The following is a 17662-nucleotide window of genomic DNA, read 5'->3' as shown; positions in this document are numbered from 1 at the left end:
CATGATAAGGTTGCTGCCACAAGCCGGGCAGGTAATTTCTTGATAACAGGTCATATCGAATATTATATAAGAAAATCACATATTTGATCCATTACCCGGGGGATGAATGATCATTCGTCAGATTTTCAAGGTCTGCGTTCGGTTCAATATGACGTTCGCGGGTTTTTCGGCGACGATGGCGATCCACGGCCATGTTGGATGCGGTTGTGAACAAGAAGGCGCGCGGGTTAAGGATGGTTTCAGGGTCGGGGACTTGCGACAGGCGTAAAAACGATTCCTGCATGATGTCGTCAACATCCGGCTCTCTGGGCCAACGTCCGCGAATAAAGGCGCTGACTTCGTGAGCATGTTTCAGGAAAAGGGTATGCAGGAAGCTGGATTCGGACATCGGTTGTGCGAGACAGGATTAAACTGGAGTGGAGTTTGGATGTTAAGGCAATATCCATGCCTGCTTAAGCCGATGTATATATGAGGGTTGCGGCGAAAAAACAGTCATGTCATATGCCATAGTTGAATAGGGCATATGACTCAATCGTGGGGCTTATGCCCGGCGTATCGAAAGAAATTGTCCGGCTGACTTATGGCGCACGTCCCAGTCTCAAAACTCCCGGGGCAAAAAAAGCAGATTACAAAATATAACTCCGCAACGTGGGTTATCGGCTTATATACGAAGTAAGAGATGCTATGTTAGTCGTCGTTGTAGTGGCTATCGGCAAGCATGAATAAGGTAGCTGCAAAGCGGTAGAGATTGATGTGCTTCACTACGTTCAGCATATTCCACGAACTTTTGACGTACGTGCTTTACGTTTTTGCAGCCAGCGAATGATGCCCGTGACATAGAGCACGGCGGGAATAAAACCGCTGATAAAGACCAACAACCGTCCAGTTATTCCGGCTATTTCACCATTATGTAAAGGATGTAGCCAGTTTATAAAAGTATCGCCGATGTGCTCTAATCTTGGATTTCTTGTCGATAATACTGCGCCGTTGTATTGATCTATCCATACCGTGGTTTTTGGAAAACGAAAGCTGGGTTCGCCTTGTTGGTACAGCATAATCCGGTAAGATCCATTCGGCCCATTGGGTGTTTCTATCCAACGTAAAACAGCCCCAGGATAAAGAGGAGTGGCGATAGCAACAGCCTGATCTAAGCTAATCCTGAAATATCCGGCTTGATACTGTGACTGATTAGCTTTAGCCTGATACAAAGGCGATAGATAGTTGATAGCCGGTTTGAACACGGTCGGCAATTCCAATATCACGCCGCTGACTAATAACAACAACATAATTACATAGCTGTAAACGCCGTGGGTTTTGTGTAAATCGAAAATCAGCCTAGGCTTACTTGCTCTGCGCTTAATAGAAAGTCCTTGTCGTAATTTGCCCGAGGCAGGCCACCACAAATAGATACCGCTAAGCAAGGGTATCAATAACAAAAAACCGACAATGCCCATCAGCGTTTTGCCGGCTTCATCGAGTAGCAACGCATAATGAAGATCAAATAACCATGTCATCGCAAATTCGCCCCAAAAACGGCTGCTGACGACTTCAGCGTTATAAGGATTAACCCAAACAATCAGTGGTGCAAAAGACAAACCGGCTTTTTCGATGGGCATGTAGTAACGGGCCATTAACATAGCTTGTTTATGATGAGGCATTTCTAATCGCCAGGAAGCCTTGCGTTCAGGATGTGCCTGACGAATAGCTTGAAATACAGCTTCATAAGATTGCGGTTGTTGCTGCGCTTGAGCCGCTGTTATGTGCAGATTAGGATTGAGAATTTCATCAAGCTCGACATAAAAAACCAGCACGCTGCCGGTAGGCCTGCCAGAACAAATAATAGACCCAGACTCAAGCCTAAATAGAGATGAAAGCCCAGCCACAGCTTACGCCATTTAATACGGCGGGCGGAAGGGTTGGTGAAAGTTGTTCCGGCAGGCATCGGCTCAGTTATAAATCGTATTTAACATTGATCGCGCCGTAAAATGCGCGGCCGTCGCCGGGCGAATGCATGGTTTGATTGACAGTGGTGTTATACCAAACATATTCCCAATAGGTATCGGCCAGGTTTTTTACCTGGAACTGTAAATCGACGATTTTGTTGACCTGATAACCCAAATCCAGGTTTAACAGGGCATATTCGCCGAATTTACCTTTTGCATTAGCCTCATCGGTGTAATAGTCGCCTTGACCGGTGGTCCACAAGGACGATTTCAGTTTGGGCGTTATCTGATAATCGATGCCGCCGGAAAACAGGTAATTCGGGGTGTTGAAAATTTGGGTGCCGGTCAGGGCTGGATTGCTGGGAGGTTTGGTGACGATAGCTTCTTGTAGGGAATAAGCCGTCCATACGGTCACCAACGCAGCCGGTTTAATTTTAATTTGCACATCGACACCTTGCCGATCGGTTGCACCAATAAGCGTTGAGTCGTTATTGGCGCTATTGAGGATCCGGCTCGATTCATTAGTGGCAGATTGCTTCCAGTAAGCAACGCGTCCTTCAGCCCAATTGACGGGCTCTAATTTAAGACCGACTTCCCAGCCTTCGTTAATGGATGGCGGCACATCAACAGGATTCGGATTGGTTTTAAAAGCCGCTGTACCTACCGCAACCTGAAAAGTGCGCCCCCAATTGCCGTAAAGACTATAGCCTTCTATTGGTGTAATAACAGCGCCAATTTTAGGCTGCCAGATGGTGCCGTAATCGTTAACCGCGTAGGACATATTATTCAGCTTGTTGGTATAATCGCCGCCAACCTTATCGGCGCGAAATCCCGGCGTCAGTTTCAGCCATTTAAACGGTTTAATCATGGCTTGCAAATAGCCGCCGTAGACATTGAAGCTAAAATCCTGGTCGCGGGTTTGCGCTATCCTGGCACGGTTTAAATTTCGGTAGCGCCGACTTTTATTATCTTGTTGCTGAATATCGAAACCGGTCTCCAACGAGAAATCATTCAGCCAGGCAATTGCCGGGCGGTAAGTCAGCGAGGTAGTGCCGCCATACTGAACCTCATTAGTGAGTCGCTCTTGCTGGGATTCGGCAACGCTAAACCGAACCCAGCGCTGATCGTCGAACACATTGGCATAGCTTTTGGTCGACCAGAATAAAGTATCCGTTAAATTGACATCCAAATGCCCGCTAATCTGCCCGACTTGCCTGTTGCCTCCATCGGTTGCGTTATGGGGCAGCGATTGGGTTGGATTGGCCCTGGCTTGCTCCAAGGTCAAATAGCCGGGTTCTTCAGCATCCGCATCACTCCATCTGGCAATCAACCCGACTTTATATTTTTCACTTTCGGGGGTATAAAACCATTTTCCCGAAAGACCGTTTTTTTCCGAAGATGCGTGATCACGATAACCGTTGGTCGCTCGATATGACACACTGTAATTTTGCGAAAAACCGCCGGTTTCGTAGCCCACGCCGGTTTGAATGTCATGGCTGTTGAAACTGCCGTAACTCATGCGGCCTTTGGCGTAATTACCGCCTTGACGGGTAAATATATTGGCATTTCCGGCGATGGCATATAAGCCGTAGCGTGGATCGTTGGTGCCGCGAACCACTTCAATTGACTCAATTTCCAACGGAAACAGCGCATCAATAAAAGGCATATTGCCATCATTGGTATTGCTCGGGATTCCATCAATCAATAACTTGACACCATTAATATTCCCTTCGCCATTAAACCCCCTAAAAGAAAATTTCCCTGTCGTGATGCCCTGATTGAATTGGGTAACCTGCACGCCGGGCATGCGATGGAATAAATCATAACTGGTCAGCACATTTTGATTTTCGATTTTATCGGCATTCATAATATCGACCGAACTAAGAATATCTCGACTTTGCAGCTTTCCTGATGGTGCTGAGGTCACCATCATCTCTCCCAATTCAAAGACAGAATTATCAACCGGTAGGTTTTTTTCCGGAGCTAAGGCAGAGGTATTCGGCTTTTTAACCGCTTTATTGCGTTCCAGCGCCACAGTGTTCGGGCCGGTGTAGCGAAAGCTAATATCTGTTCCTGACAATATCTGTAGTAAGGCCGCATTGGTGGCATAGTGTCCCTGCACACCCGGCGAAGTAAGGTTTTTAACCATCTCGGCATTGTAGACAAACTGGATTCCAGCCTGTTCGGCGAGCGCGCTCAGCGCGGAATAGAGCGGTTGTTTGGCTATGCTGTAGTTACGGCTGTTGTTTTTTGAGACTTCTTCCGTGGCCGGCTCGATAACTTCATTAGCTTGAGCCATCATTGGCGCGGTTAAGGTCGCCAAGCCCAAATGCAGGGCAATCTTGGCAATATGTTTACGTCCTGTCGTTTTTCCTGACGCCAAAGCCGGTGTTCCGGTTTTCTTCATTGTATGTCCTCGTAGTTGTTAGATGCTCGTTTATTACTACGAATGGGACGATGTAGAACCGCATAAAAATAGCTGTGGCAAATTGTCGCAGCGTTGTGGATAGGACATAACAAGCAAGCGTCTACTCTACGGCGCAGCGATCAGCTTGATAATCAGGACTGTAAAAACACAAAAGGACCGACTCGCCGTATGTGGATGGGCAGCGTATCCTTTAGCGAATCTAACCAGGCATCGATGTTATTGAGGTCGATAGCGACGTTAATTTGTTTATTGTCTAAGGCGTCGCCCAGCAGGATGACCTGCCCGCGATGATAGCGGTTGATCTCGGCGACTACCTGCTTCAAGGTAACGAAATTCATAACCAACCGGCCTCTTCGCCAAGCTTCGGCAGCCGATACATCCGCCTCAGAAACTTTGCCCAAACTTTGCGCATCGAAAACGACATGTTCTCCGGGATGCAAGGTAATAAACGTCCCATTCCTCTCGGTCCGCTCAGTGCGCACCTTGCCTTCCAGCAAGGTAACCGTTCCCGCCGAGCCGGCATAACGAACAATAAAACGGGTGCCGAGCGCTTCGGTAACGGTATTGCCGGCTTGCACCCGGAACGGCCGACTGCTGTCGTGAGCCACCTCGAATTCAGCCTCGCCCCGGAACAGCACGACCTGTCTTTCGTTGTCGTGCCAAGTTATATCAAATGCGGTATCGGTATTGAGGTAAGCGGCACTTCCATCCTCAAGACGGATCGAGGTTCGCTCGCCGATGTGGGTGCTGTAATCGGCCCAAAGCTGACGCAGGTAATCCGGGAACATGCCCAGGCTGACTGTCAGCAACAAGGATGCGGCAACGGCCAGTCCCGCGCTCCAGCGTTGGAAATGTGCAGCCTTAGACGTCTTTTTTCGCCTAAGCCGATCCGCCTTCACCGGCGCGTCCAGCATCAGCCAGAGGTTTTTGATTTTGCGGTAGGCTTGGTCATGATCAGGATTCCGTTTACGCCATGCCTCAAAATCGGCTCGTTCGGCATCGCTAATGTCTCCCGACGTTAAACGGGTATGCCAGGCAACTGCCTCCTGCTTCAGACGCTCGCGAATTTTCTCTGCGGAATCATTCATCGACATGGCTTTTTAAAGTAAAGGTAGGTTTATAACTATAACGAATGGATCGGGCTTTAACCACATTATTCCTCTTCCTTATCGAGCACTTGGCGGCAATGGTTCAGAGCTCTTGCGACATGTTTTTCCACCAGGCTTTTGGAAATGCCTAATTGTTTGGCAATTTCGGCGTGGCTGTAGCCTTCGATCCGGCTCAGGTACAGCGCTTCCGCGCATTGGTCGGGCAACGCCTCAAGCGCGTTTTGTACCTGCTTGAGCCGGTCGCGATCTACGGCGGCTCGATAGGGACTCGGCGCTTTATCTATTTCTGTTTCATTGCCGCAAAATTGATTCAGCAATTCGGCGTGTCGGTGTTGGCTGCGCAGATGATCAATCGACAGGTTTGAAGCCACCCGAAACAGCCAAGCGCGTACCTCCACTTCGCTGACTAAGGATGCCTGCATTTGCGGAAGTCGAAGATAAACTTCCTGAGTCAAATCCGCCGCAGTTTCAGGACACAGCACACGTCGAGTCAGAAATTGGCGTAGCTGCGAACTCGCGTCCAGAAAAATCCGATTGACATCATCTTCCGGTAAGGACAAAGAATCCGGGTGTGGCGTATCGCTTGCCGTTTTATAATCTGTTGCAGTCTCGATATCGCCAGTGTAATGCGCCTGAGTTTTGCGATGATGTCGGCGATCCTCAGCCGTATTGGAGGCGGTTTTAAATAATAAGGTGCGCGGGTTATGAATCGTTTCGATATTGGGGTATTGAGACGACAGGCGTAAAAACGATTCCTGTACGATGTCGGCAACATCTTGCTCCATCGGCCAACGGACACTAATGAAGTCGCTGACCTCGTGAGCATGTTTCAGGAAGAGAGCATGCAGGAAGCTGGGTTTAGGTTCTGACATCGGTTGTTCAGGACAGGATTAAGCGGGAGTAACGGTAAGCGACTACAGCAATATCCATGCCTGATTAAATCATTATAAATACCAATAGCTTAAGAATGATGGTGAAAATTGTGTGTCATATGCCTTATTCAATTACGGCATATAACGATTTATGCGCGGCACGGCGAAAATGAAAAATGGCTAAGCGGCGGGGCTACTTTAATATTGCCGATTTTACCGTTGTGCAAGGAGACAAAAGTAAACGCCGCATAATTCCGTATGGGATAATGACCGCTTTTTCCATGCCATAACAACGCCATGCAATTCCCCATTCATCGTCTGCTCAATCGGGCAACTTGGCTTAAGATTCATCTTTATCTGGCCTTAAGCGCCGGATTCTTTTTTGCGCTGATGGGGCTGACCGGCAGCATCAGCGTTTACCGCGAAGAACTGGATGAATTATTGAACCCTAAGCTGGTTATCGAGCAGCCGGCGGGTAAGCGACAGTCGTTGGATAAAATTATGGCCGCGGTGCAGACGGCACATCCCAATCGCTACGGTTCATGGACGTTGGAAATGCCCAGGTCTGCGCACGGTATGATTACCGTTTGGTACGACAAGCCCAGAGAGACTTTCTTCGAGTTGCACGCGCCGTTGATGGTATCGGTAAATCCCTATACTGCCGAGGTCGTTGCCAGTCGGTTTTGGGGGCAAACGGCAACGACTTGGCTGCTTGATCTTCATACCCAGATTCGATTTGACCGCTTCGGTTGGAATGCCGTGGGCATTTTAGGCTTATTGCTGATGGTTTCTGTCGGTACCGGTGTTTATTTATGGTGGCCGGGTTGGCGGGGAATTTTGGATGCATTAAGGGTGCGTCATAATGCAGGTATGATGCGGTTTGCTTTCGACCTGCATCGCATGATCGGGCTGTTGAGCGCACCGGTCTTGTTGTTACTGGCGTTCACCGGTTTTAATCTGAGTTATCCTTCGGTAATGGAAACGCTGGTCGGCTCATCCGGCATGGAACACGGCGAAACGGGGCGCAATATTATCAGCACGGCGATTCCGAACAATCACCCTGTGGGCCTGGAGTCGGCGGAATTTGTCGCGCGCGGCCCGTTTCCCAAAGCCGAACTCAGGCGGGTTACCACGCCTGCAGGTGACAGCGGAATTTACCGCATCAATTTGCGCCAAGGCAGTGAAGTCAATCAGCGGCATCCTTACACTACAGTTTGGGTGGATCGCTGGAGCGGACAGGCCAAAGAAGTGCGCGACCCAGCCGGATTTACGCAGGGCCAAGCTTTTGCGACCTGGATATGGCCTATGCACACCGGCGAAGCTGTTGGAGCCACAGGCCGGTTTATCTGGTTTCTTACCGGTATAGGACTGTTCGTTCTGTATGTCAGCGGCTTGCTGCACTGGTTGTATCGGCACGGCAAAGTTAAAGATCGGGAAGTGAATTTTTCGGCGCTCCGGCCGTTGTTCTATCGCTTGCAAGAAATGAGTTATCGTGTCGCGTTGGCGGTTTTCAGGCTGTCCATCTTACTGCTGCAAAAGGCGAAACGCTATGTGCCGCAAATTATCAAAGCTTGTGCGGTGCTATGGCAATGGCTGAATTCGATTATAAAAGGGCAAAAACGTCTGGGGAAAAGTGACTGGGAGTGAAGAAATGGCAGTGGAATGTCTGTTTTATGATTAGTCAGTATGTGGATTTCTACCGGACATATTTTGAGATTCGATTCCATACCTGTGGAAATTGATTTTTTATTATTGTTTCTTTCGCCAATTCCATATCCTCATATTCAAAGCCGGGCGATACCGCTTCACTGATTAAGCCGAATTCTCCGGTTTCCAACTCGGTTGCTTTCCAGCAGCCTCCGCGGACAATCAATTGCAGTTGTTGGCCTTTATCAAGGTCAGCGCCAAGTATCTTCTTCTCAAGGTTGCCGTCAGGATGGAGAATTAAATAAGTTAAAGGGGAACCGCCATGAAAATAATGAATGATATCCGATTTATTTTTATGCAAATGACCTATCGGACTGTCGTCAGTCACCATATAAAAAATTGAGGTCAGCAAGCATCTTGGTTTCGAATCGGAAGTTATGTCGGCTTTTAGGTCTGAACTATAGGTTCTGGCAAAATAGCCGCCCTCAATATGAGGAACTAATGATAATTTTTCGATGAGTTGCCGCTTGTTCATGCCATTTTACCTAATGCAAATTGTATTAAGGACGGCATGTGAATCCATAATTAGCCTCTGGCTAAAAGGAAAGATAACGGGAAGGCTCGTAAGGGGATTGCTATGTATCATAAAGACGACCCATGGCCGTCTTTACAATGGACTTGGTTGCCGTCAGTCTATTCAGGACTAACGATTAAACCAATTAATTGGGTAAAGCCGATAACTTTTGTTGAACTTGAGCAGTAACATCAATTTGTTCGCTGGCATAAATAACGCCATCGGTCAGCAATAAATCAAAGTTTTGTGTTTTAGCGATATCGCGAATAACTTCAACGATACGGCTTTGCAATTTACCTAACTCTTCATTACGACGAACATTAAAGTCTTCGCTGAATTCTTGTTGGGCTCTTTTTGCATCTCTTTTCTTGTTCAGAATATCTTTTTCCATGTTGGATCGGGCCGATTCACCCATCACGGCCGCATCACGGGTCATTTTTTCATCCATGCTTTGAATTTCTTTTTGTTGAGCGACTAATTGTTTATCGCGTGGAGAAAATTCTTGTTCCAGACGTTTTTTGGCTTTTTCGGCTTGCGGGGCTTTTTCAAGAACGGCGGGTATATTGACAAAGCCAATCTTTAAATCGGCAAAGCTCACATTAGTAATCAGTAACAGTCCTAAAAATAGGGCAATTTTCATTTTCATCGTTAAACAGGTCTCTGGTTGTAGTGAAATAAATAGGAAATGGAAAAAACTTGGAAGTTTTGTCGGATTATAAGGGGGCTAAGCTTATTAAACAAAAAGATTTGAATAAATTGTCTTGTAATCTCTGATTTTATCTTGATAAGTTTTAGTCAGGCAGGCGGTATCAAACTCATGGGCGACCGGCTGGCCGCCCTGCGGGGTATGGTTTGTCCGGATTATTTATATTTTCCTAATGGCCGGCCTGACTGGCGCACTTTATACACATACTTGAATAAGGCACTATTTTTAAGCGTTCTTTGCCTATCGGCTTGCCGCAAACCTGGCATAGTCCGTATTGGCCTTTATCTATTCTGGCAATAGCTTGCTTGACCAAAGCTATTTCCGTTCTGGCCGCGTTGCCCAGGCTATCCATGACTTCGTCATTCTCTGTTTGGGTTGCTTGTTCTTCAAAGTCTTTGTCTAAAGGTTCTTTGACATCATGAGTAATTTTACCCAGTCGATCATCAAGATCTTCCAGCATTTCAATTAAACTGTTGCGTACTTGTTCATATTCTTTCATAGCAAATTCCCCTGTTGGGTTCGGCCTGTGCGCTCTTGAATCTTGCTCTATAATAAAGCCGAATTTCAAATCATTTATAACCCAAGCATCCTAACACCCCCCATGCAAAATGCAATCAATCAGCTTTTAGATTCGGCCAACCAGGTCATTCTCGGTAAACCCCGGCAGGTTCGGCTTGCGCTTTGCTGCCTGCTGGCCCGCGGTCATCTGCTGATAGAAGACATTCCCGGCGTCGGCAAAACTACACTGGCGCACACCTTGGCAAAACTGCTGGGCTTGAATTATCAGCGGATTCAGTTCACCAGTGATATTTTACCGGCCGACATCATCGGCGCTTCGGTCTTTGATAGTAAAAACCACGAATTTAGATTTCATCCAGGCCCGGTTTTCAACCAGATGGTGTTGGCGGATGAAATTAATCGCGCCACGCCCAAGGCGCAAAGCGCTTTGCTGGAAGCGATGGAAGAGCATCAGGTCACGGTGGAAGGAAAAACCTATCCGCTGCCTCAGCTTTTTTTTGTGATTGCGACGCAAAACCCGTCCCATCAAATAGGCACGTTTCCGTTGCCTGAATCGCAACTGGACCGTTTTTTAATGCGCATTGAGCTGGGCTATCCCGACCATCAGGCGGAAAGGCAATTGCTTATCGGGCAAAACCGTCACAAATTGTACGAATCGCTGCCTGTACAGCTGCCGCCCGAACAATTGCAAAAAATACAGCAGGCAGTTATCCAGGTTCATGTATCGACAGCCTTGCTGGATTACTGCCAGGGTATTATTAACTTTACCCGCAATTCAGCCGAGTATCACTGCGGCCTGTCGCCCAGAGCCGGTTTGGCGCTGCTGACTGCGGCCAAAGCCTGGGCGTTTATGGATCAGCGTGATGCGGTTATCCCCGAAGACCTTCAGGCGGTGCTGGCGGCTGTTGCGGGGCATCGGCTGCGAGCGGGCAATACCCAATCGGAAGCCATCGTCGCACCTATTTTAGCTAACGTTGCGATCCATTGAATTTAAAAGAACGCTTCAGGCTCAGCCGGTTTATTTCAGGTGAAAGAGCCGGCGATGAACCTGTTGTTTTAAATCACCGGCGCATTTTTATCTTACCGACACAGCGGGGCCTGGGCTTCGTGTTGTTGATTACCGTGCTATTGCTGATTGCCTTTGTTTATAACAATAACCTGGCTTATATGCTGGCTTTTTTGCTGGCGAGTATTTTTTTTATCACTATTTTGCACACCTACAAATCATTAGCCGGTCTGGTTGTGCAAAAAGGCCGGAGCAATACTGTGTTTGCAGGTGAAGCAGCCGGGTTCGATATCCAGATTAACAATCCGGCCGATGTAGAACGCCATTATTTACAAATTACGTTGCAAGAGAGTCAAACCCTGTTCATGCAGCCGCAAAGCAGTGCGCATGTCACGCTTTACTCGATAACCCAAAAAAGAGGCTGGCACCAGGCGGGACATATCACGCTCTCCAGTACCTATCCTCTGGGTTTGTTTCGGGTATGGTCGCCGATCCGCTTTAATCTTAAAGCCTTGGTTTATCCGAAACCGGCTCATAACGAAATACCTTTTCCCCAAGCGCTATCGGCAGAGATCCGGCAGGGATTTAACCGCAAGGGCGCAGATGATTTTTACGGCTTGCAGGAATACCAGTCCGGCGACTCGATCAAACATATCCACTGGAAAGCATTTGCCAAAGGCTTGGGCGTGTTTAGTAAGCAATACGGCGGTGAACAAACATCAGAGGAAATTCGGTTGGATTACGATCATACACCCGGACATAATGTTGAGGAGCGTTTAAGTCAGCTATGCCGTTGGGTGGTTGATGCGGAGCAAGCCGGAATCCGTTACGGTTTTTCTTTGCCGGGGATCAAGCTTGATCCTGATAACGGGGTGCTGCATTATCGAAAATGCCTGGAAGCGCTGGCGCTGTTTTGACGATGATGAAAGCTGAGCTCGATAAAAATATTTTAATCTTTCTTCTGTCTTCTATCGGGTTGATAGTTTTTCCGCATGTTTATCATATACCGATAGCTGTCTTTAGCTTTTTTTGCCTGCTTCTTAGCTGGCGTTTTATCGGGGCCTGGAAACAAAATTGGCTGCCCGGCAAACGGGGCATTTTTTTAATGTTCGTCTGCGCAATCGCGCTGCTGTACAGCCAGCATCAAGGTCTATTCGGGCGTGATGCCGGAACCAATTTGTTTATTACCGCTCTGGGACTCAAACTATTGGAAATTAAAAAAGAGCGCGATCTTTACCTGATTAGTTATCTGGCATTTATCGTCGCGGCCTCCCAGTTTTTATATCAACAAAGCATAGTCATGGCCGCTTATATTTTACTGGTCTGTTGCGCGCTGTTGGCAACACTGATTTGTATCAACAGCTGCAAAGTTCAAACGCTTTCAGCGTTAAAAACAGCTGTTGTTATCATTTTTCAGGCCCTGCCGATTGCGGTGTCCTTGTTTATTTTATTTCCCAGAGTCGAAGCGCCACAATGGATGTTGTTTAAGGAGCAACATCAAACCAGAACAGGTTTAAGCGACAGTATGGAGCCCGGCTCCATCAGTGAGCTGGGCATGTCTGACGAACTGGTTTTCCGGGTAAAATTTGCCGGTGCGATTCCTCCGTCACGGCAACGTTATTGGCGCGGTCCGGTTTTATCTTATACCGATGGCAGGCGCTGGACTCAGGCGCCTCTTCAAAAGCCCTTGAGCAGATATGCTGTTACCGGCACGCCTTATCCATATACGTTGATGATGGAACCGCAGGATAAAAACTGGATTTTTGCGTTGGATATGCCTGCACAGTATTCCTCGCCTTTAACCCTGAATACCAGCTACCAGCTCATTACTTTAGATAGCCCCGGTAAACGCACCGAGTATAAAGTGACTTCCTATACCGACTACAACACCGGTCCGATCAGTAGTAGCGAATACAAAGTCGCAACACAGCTACCCGGCGAACCTTCGGACAAAATTAAACAGCTGGTCGGGCAGTTGCACGGTTTTGACAGCGTTCCCGATAACTTTATCAATCAGCTGTTAAACCATTTCAGGGTGGAAGATTTCCATTACACCTTAACCCCGCCTATCATGGAAGAAAATCCGATAGAGAGCTTTCTATTCAAGACCCGTTACGGATTTTGCAGCCATTACGCCTCCGCCTTCGTGTATCTAATACGTGTCGCTCATATTCCGGCACGCGTCGTTACCGGCTATCAGGGCGGTGAGTTGAATAAAGTCGGCGATTTCCTGGAAATACGGCAAGCCGACGCCCATGCCTGGGCCGAAGTCTGGCTGGAGAACCGGGGCTGGGTCCGGGTTGATCCTACAGCTGCGATTGCACCGGAAAGAATAGAACGGAATACTAACTTGGGCCGACAAACTACCGGCGGTATTGCAACGGAAAATATGCCAGCTTACAACTTGCTGCAACAGGCCCGTCAGTTGTGGAGCAGCGTTGATTATAGCTGGCAACGCTGGGTTATCAATTACGACAATAAGAGCCAATCCAGCTTCCTGTCGTTGTTTGGTATCAGCGATCTTAAGGCCATGATTTACTGGATGATAGCCGTCATAGGATTAATAACGGCTTTGCTTTGCTGGTTTCTGCTTCGGCAAAAAACGAAAGCCGTCGATAAAGCCTTACTTAGCTATAACCGGTTTTGTAAAAAACTGGCCAAACACGGATTGTTAAGAGGTGCGGGGGAAGGGGTTAAAGATTTTGCCGAAAGAGTGAAAATAAAACTGCCCGGGCGGGCAGAGGACATTGATCGAATCACCTCCGTATTCATCAGGTTGCGTTACGGGCGAATTGCAAGCGACGAAGATTTACAGCAACTCAAGACGCTGGTTGGTTTATTTAGAGTCTAAAGTTTAAGTGATACGGAAAGCCGTCGCAGGGGATTTTGAGTCATTATCTAATGGCAAAACTTTTCTGAGTAACTACTCAACAATATGGTATATTCGCCTCGCACTTTGGGCAGCATTTCAGGGACGGAGCAATGGCTGTTTTGGGTATATGAACAATTGCGAAGCTGAAATCATGGGCGTGATTAATGTCATATTCGACTAAAACCGGCATTAAGCTGGGCTGAGGCCTCTGCACAAATGTACCCAGTCTGGTCTAGGAAATGGACGCTGATGATTTGAAAGAAGCCCGCTGTTCGACACTATGGCATTGCACGGATTTAAAGACGCTATTTTATCGACTGATCTGCACGAAGAACCCCATGCTTAACTCAAGATATTTAAACCGCAGAACATCTATCTCCAACATCGGACTGTAATTACCCATCTAGCCTAATGCTCCAGTCAATAAATGTCCGATAAATATCCTCATACCAGCATACAGTGCCTCACTGCAATTGCCCAACATCACGGCTTGCAAATCAATCCGGAATGGTTGATACAGGAATACGCGTTGGGCGAAGAAGAGCCCTCGTCCTCTTTACTATTGCGTATTGCTTCTGAAATCGGCTTGAAAGCGAAGGTTGGTAAACTTCCCTGGGAAAGATTACTGGCTCAGGGTGGAGTTTTCCCTGTACTGGCTAAATTGCGCAATGGACATAGTGTCATCATTGTTGGTGCGCGAACTGAGGGCGATGGCAAAATCGCAGTCCTTGATCCCCAAATAAGCGGGGCAACAATAGATTTGCAAGATAGAGAGCAATTCTGCAAACACTGGGACGGTGATGTTGTATTTTTAAAGCGCAATCATTCGTTGACCGATCCAAACCAGCCTTTTGGTCTGCGTTGGTTCATCCCTGAAATATTAAAGCAAAAGGCGGCCTTCAGGGATATTGCAATTGCGGCTATAGCCATGCAGTTCCTAGCCTTGGCATCGCCCATATTTTTCCAGTTAGTGATCGATAAAGTGCTGGTCCACCAGAGTGCTTCCACACTTTGGGTGTTGGGCGTCGGAATTACAATTGCACTGGTGTTTGACTCGGTATTCGGTTATTTGCGCCAGCTTCTGACGCTGGCGGCCACTAACAAGATAGATATGCGGCTGACTCGCCGCACATTTGGTCATTTACTTTCTCTGCCTATTGATTATTTCGAAACTACGACAGCAGGTGTGATCACTCGCCATATGCAGCAATTGGAAAGCATTCGGCACTTTTTGACCGGAAGGCTATTCATTACTGGACTCGACACGATTGGGTTGTTTCTTTTCCTGCCGATCCTGTTCACTTATTCAACCAAGCTGGCTGTTATTGTTTTAGTCTTTACGCTGCTTATAGCCGGTATTATCGCCACGCTTTTGCCTACCTATCGAAAACGGCTTAATGCGCTTTATTCTGCCGAAGGCAAGCGTCAATCCATGCTGGTCGAAACAATCCATGGCATGCGGACAGTAAAAGCGTTGGCCATTGAGCCGAGTCAACGGCGCATTTGGGATCAAATTTCGGCGGAGGCGATTACCATGCATTTCCGGGTTGGAAAGCTTGGAATTACCGGAGGGGCGATTACCGACCTGCTGGGCAAGTTGCTACCTGTGACGATTATTGTCATCGGTGCTCAGGACGTGTTTGATCAGACCTTGTCTGTGGGTGCTCTGATCGCGTTCCAGATGATTTCAGCGCGAGTGTCTTCGCCTTTAATTGCTATTGTTGGTCTGATCAATGAATTTGAGCAGACTACCTTGTCTGTTCGTATGTTAGGCGAAGTCATGAATCGCCAGCCTGAAGGACGTATGGGCGCAGGTGGTCTGCGACCGCAGCTTTTGGGGGAAATTACTTTTCAGGATGTAACGTTCCGTTATCCGGGCGCCAGCGCGACAGCGCTGGATCGCGCCACGTTCACCGTTCCTGCCGGGGCGATAGTCGGTGTCGTCGGCCGTAGCGGTTCCGGCAAGACTACGCTGACCAAGCTGATTCAGGGACTCTATAGTGTGCAGGAAGGTATCGTTCGATTTGATGGAACCGATGCGCGCGAGATTGATCTTGCACATCTGCGTCGTCAGGTTGGCGTGGTGTTGCAGGAAAACTTCCTGTTTCGGGGGACTGTTCGTGAAAATATTTCAATGGCTAAACCTGATGCCACTTTTGAGGAAATTGTTGCCTCGGCAGAAGCGGCAGGTGCCGATGAGTTCATCGAACGCTTGCCGCAAGGTTACGATACTTTGCTCGAAGAAAATGCCGCCAATCTCAGCGGAGGACAAAAACAACGCTTATCGATTGCTCGCTCCTTGCTGTCCAAGCCGCGTATTTTGATACTTGATGAAGCGGCCAGCGCACTCGATCCGGAAAGCGAAGCCATTTTTATTCACAATCTTTCACGCATCGCAATCGGACGCACGGTCATTATGATTTCTCACCGCTTATCTACCTTGGTGAATGCGCATACTATTTTGGTCATGCAGCATGGACGGCTGGTTGATAGTGGTCGTCACGAAGAATTATTGCTACGCAGCTCAACTTATCAACATTTATGGAACCAACAAACCAGTCATTTGTAGGCTTGGCGCCAAAGAAGCCAGAGCCGGCTAAGAACGCAACCGTTATCGAATTTCTGCCTGATGCGGATGAGATAGAGCGCAGTCCTTTGCCGCGTTCAGCCCGAATAACATTGCATGTCTTGCTGGCTGCATTGATTTCGTTTGTATTATGGGCCAGTTACTCAGATCTTGATCGAGTTGTTGTAGCGCATGGACGACTGATCACGCCTTTACCGAACATACTTGTTCAGCCTTTGGAAACCTCAATTATTCAGAGTATCGATGTGCGAGTCGGTCAAGTAGTTAAGAAAGGGGAGAGTCTTGCGACGCTGGATCCTACTTTCGCGCAAGCCGACGAAATACAGTTGAGAAAGCAGTTTAATAGCCTGGAAACTCAATCGAAAAGTCTTGAGGCCGAGCTTTCCGGTAATAAAACACTTGGCAAGAGCACTGATGCGGATAGTCAGTTACAAGCTGAATTGTCGGTTGAGAGGCAGGCTAATTACCAGGCGCAACTTTCTAAAATGGACGAAAACGTTGCCCGTTTGCAGGCAACATTAATAACCAATCGTCATGATCAGCAGATGCTGACTGAGCACGTAAAGCCGTTACGGGAAATTGAGGGCATGCAGGAAAAACTGGTTGCCCAAAATTTTGGCGCACGCGTACGCTTGCTTGAAGCTCAGGAAAAACGTCAAGAAGTCGAGCGTAATTTGCAGCTCGCAAAAAGCCGTGAGCAGGAAATCAAACGCGAACTGGCAAGTATGGAAGCAGAAAAAGTGGCGTTCAAAAAAGGCTGGCGTCAAAAAATGATGGAAGAGATGCTGTCAACGTCTCGCGATAAAAATACGGTGAGTGAACAACTGCAAAAAGCGGACAGGCGTCGAAAATTGGTGACATTAACCTCGCCTTCCGATGCCGTTGTACTGGAGATTGCAAAATTATCATTGGGATCGGTTGTTCAGGGCGGCGGGGCATTTTTTACATTGGTTCCGCTTGGTGCAGAGCTGGAAGCTGAAGTGCAAATCGATTCGATGGATGTAGGTTACGTAAAATTGGAAGATGTATCCCGAATTAAGCTGGACGCTTATCCATTTCAGCGGCATGGCATTCTTACTGGTGAAGTGCGTACGATGAGCGAGGATGCCTTTCGCCAGGAAGCTGAGACCGGGAAGAGCATGGATGCGTATTACAAGAGCAGAATAAGTTTAGGTAATTCGCATTTGAAGAAAATGCCTGAACGAGCCAGGTTATTACCCGGCATGACGTTAACGGCGGAGATCGTGGTCGGAAAACGCTCGGTGATTTCTTATCTATTATGGCCGCTAACCAAAGCTCTGGATGAGGCCATGCAGGAACCATAGAAATAGCGAAAACAGCTATTCCTAGTAGTCAGTCATGATGAAGTACAAGGATAAAGCCGAGCCAGCTTCCGTCG

General features: G+C 47.8%; 14 protein-coding genes. 6 read left to right on the top strand and 8 right to left on the bottom strand.

Features of this window, described 5'->3' with window-relative positions:
- Positions 1-91: 91 nt before the first annotated feature.
- From V7051_RS22990 to V7051_RS22970, 5 genes are all read right to left on the bottom strand, one after another.
- Positions 92-388: an RNA polymerase sigma factor gene (locus tag V7051_RS22990; protein WP_333879084.1), complete on the bottom strand. Its 297-nt coding sequence runs from the start codon at positions 386-388 to the stop codon at positions 92-94.
- Positions 389-767: 379 nt separating this feature from the next.
- Complete coding sequence (locus V7051_RS22985) at positions 768-1883, bottom strand: PepSY-associated TM helix domain-containing protein (RefSeq protein ID WP_333879086.1); 1116 nt, start codon at positions 1881-1883, stop codon at positions 768-770.
- A 67-nt stretch (positions 1884-1950) separates the two neighbouring features.
- Positions 1951-4350 (bottom strand): TonB-dependent receptor, encoded by a 2400-nt coding sequence (locus V7051_RS22980; RefSeq protein ID WP_333879088.1) that lies wholly within the window; start codon positions 4348-4350, stop codon positions 1951-1953.
- Positions 4351-4502: 152 nt separating this feature from the next.
- Positions 4503-5459, bottom strand: a complete 957-nt coding sequence (locus V7051_RS22975; RefSeq protein WP_333879089.1) for a FecR family protein — start codon at positions 5457-5459, stop codon at positions 4503-4505.
- Positions 5460-5524: 65 nt separating this feature from the next.
- Positions 5525-6352 carry an RNA polymerase sigma factor gene (locus V7051_RS22970; RefSeq protein WP_333879091.1) on the bottom strand — a complete coding sequence of 276 codons (828 nt, stop codon included), beginning with the start codon at positions 6350-6352 and terminating at the stop codon, positions 5525-5527.
- Positions 6353-6649: 297 nt separating this feature from the next.
- Here V7051_RS22970 and V7051_RS22965 point away from each other — a divergent pair, with 297 nt between their 5' ends.
- Positions 6650-7999, top strand: coding sequence for a PepSY-associated TM helix domain-containing protein (locus V7051_RS22965; RefSeq protein WP_333879094.1), 1350 nt, complete (start codon positions 6650-6652; stop codon positions 7997-7999).
- A gap of 49 nt (positions 8000-8048) precedes the next feature.
- On the opposite strand, the gene V7051_RS22960 is transcribed toward V7051_RS22965, so the two are convergent.
- From V7051_RS22960 to V7051_RS22950, 3 genes are all read right to left on the bottom strand, one after another.
- The gene (locus V7051_RS22960) at positions 8049-8534 is read right to left on the bottom strand and encodes a cupin domain-containing protein (protein WP_333879096.1); all 486 of its coding nucleotides are present in this window, start codon (positions 8532-8534) and stop codon (positions 8049-8051) included.
- Between the two features lie 184 nt (positions 8535-8718).
- On the bottom strand, positions 8719-9219 hold the full coding sequence (locus V7051_RS22955; protein ID WP_333879098.1) for an OmpH family outer membrane protein: 501 nt from the start codon (positions 9217-9219) through the stop codon (positions 8719-8721).
- 229 nt (positions 9220-9448) lie between these two features.
- Positions 9449-9778: a TraR/DksA family transcriptional regulator gene (locus tag V7051_RS22950; protein ID WP_333879100.1), complete on the bottom strand. Its 330-nt coding sequence runs from the start codon at positions 9776-9778 to the stop codon at positions 9449-9451.
- A 102-nt stretch (positions 9779-9880) separates the two neighbouring features.
- Between V7051_RS22950 and V7051_RS22945 the strand changes: the two genes are divergently transcribed.
- The 5 genes from V7051_RS22945 to V7051_RS22925 all read left to right on the top strand — a co-directional run bounded on the left by V7051_RS22945 (position 9881) and on the right by V7051_RS22925 (position 17588).
- Positions 9881-10786, top strand: a complete 906-nt coding sequence (locus V7051_RS22945; RefSeq protein ID WP_333879102.1) for an AAA family ATPase — start codon at positions 9881-9883, stop codon at positions 10784-10786.
- Complete coding sequence (locus V7051_RS22940) at positions 10783-11721, top strand: DUF58 domain-containing protein (protein ID WP_333879103.1); 939 nt, start codon at positions 10783-10785, stop codon at positions 11719-11721. Before V7051_RS22945 ends, V7051_RS22940 begins: the two co-directional genes overlap by 4 nt.
- Positions 11694-13655: a transglutaminase TgpA family protein gene (locus tag V7051_RS22935; protein WP_333879105.1), complete on the top strand. Its 1962-nt coding sequence runs from the start codon at positions 11694-11696 to the stop codon at positions 13653-13655. The genes V7051_RS22940 and V7051_RS22935 overlap by 28 nt, the downstream gene beginning before the upstream one ends.
- 448 nt (positions 13656-14103) lie before the next feature.
- The gene (locus V7051_RS22930) at positions 14104-16245 is read left to right on the top strand and encodes a peptidase domain-containing ABC transporter (RefSeq protein ID WP_333879107.1); all 2142 of its coding nucleotides are present in this window, start codon (positions 14104-14106) and stop codon (positions 16243-16245) included.
- Complete coding sequence (locus V7051_RS22925; protein ID WP_333879109.1) at positions 16218-17588, top strand: HlyD family type I secretion periplasmic adaptor subunit; 1371 nt, start codon at positions 16218-16220, stop codon at positions 17586-17588. Before V7051_RS22930 ends, V7051_RS22925 begins: the two co-directional genes overlap by 28 nt.
- Positions 17589-17662 lie beyond the last annotated feature (74 nt).

It is taken from the genome of Methylobacter sp., assembly GCF_036845245.1.
Lineage (GTDB): Bacteria > Pseudomonadota > Gammaproteobacteria > Methylococcales > Methylomonadaceae > Methylobacter_A.
The sequence above is the reverse complement of the archived record's forward strand: the minus strand, read 5'-3'. Positions and strand labels throughout refer to the sequence as shown.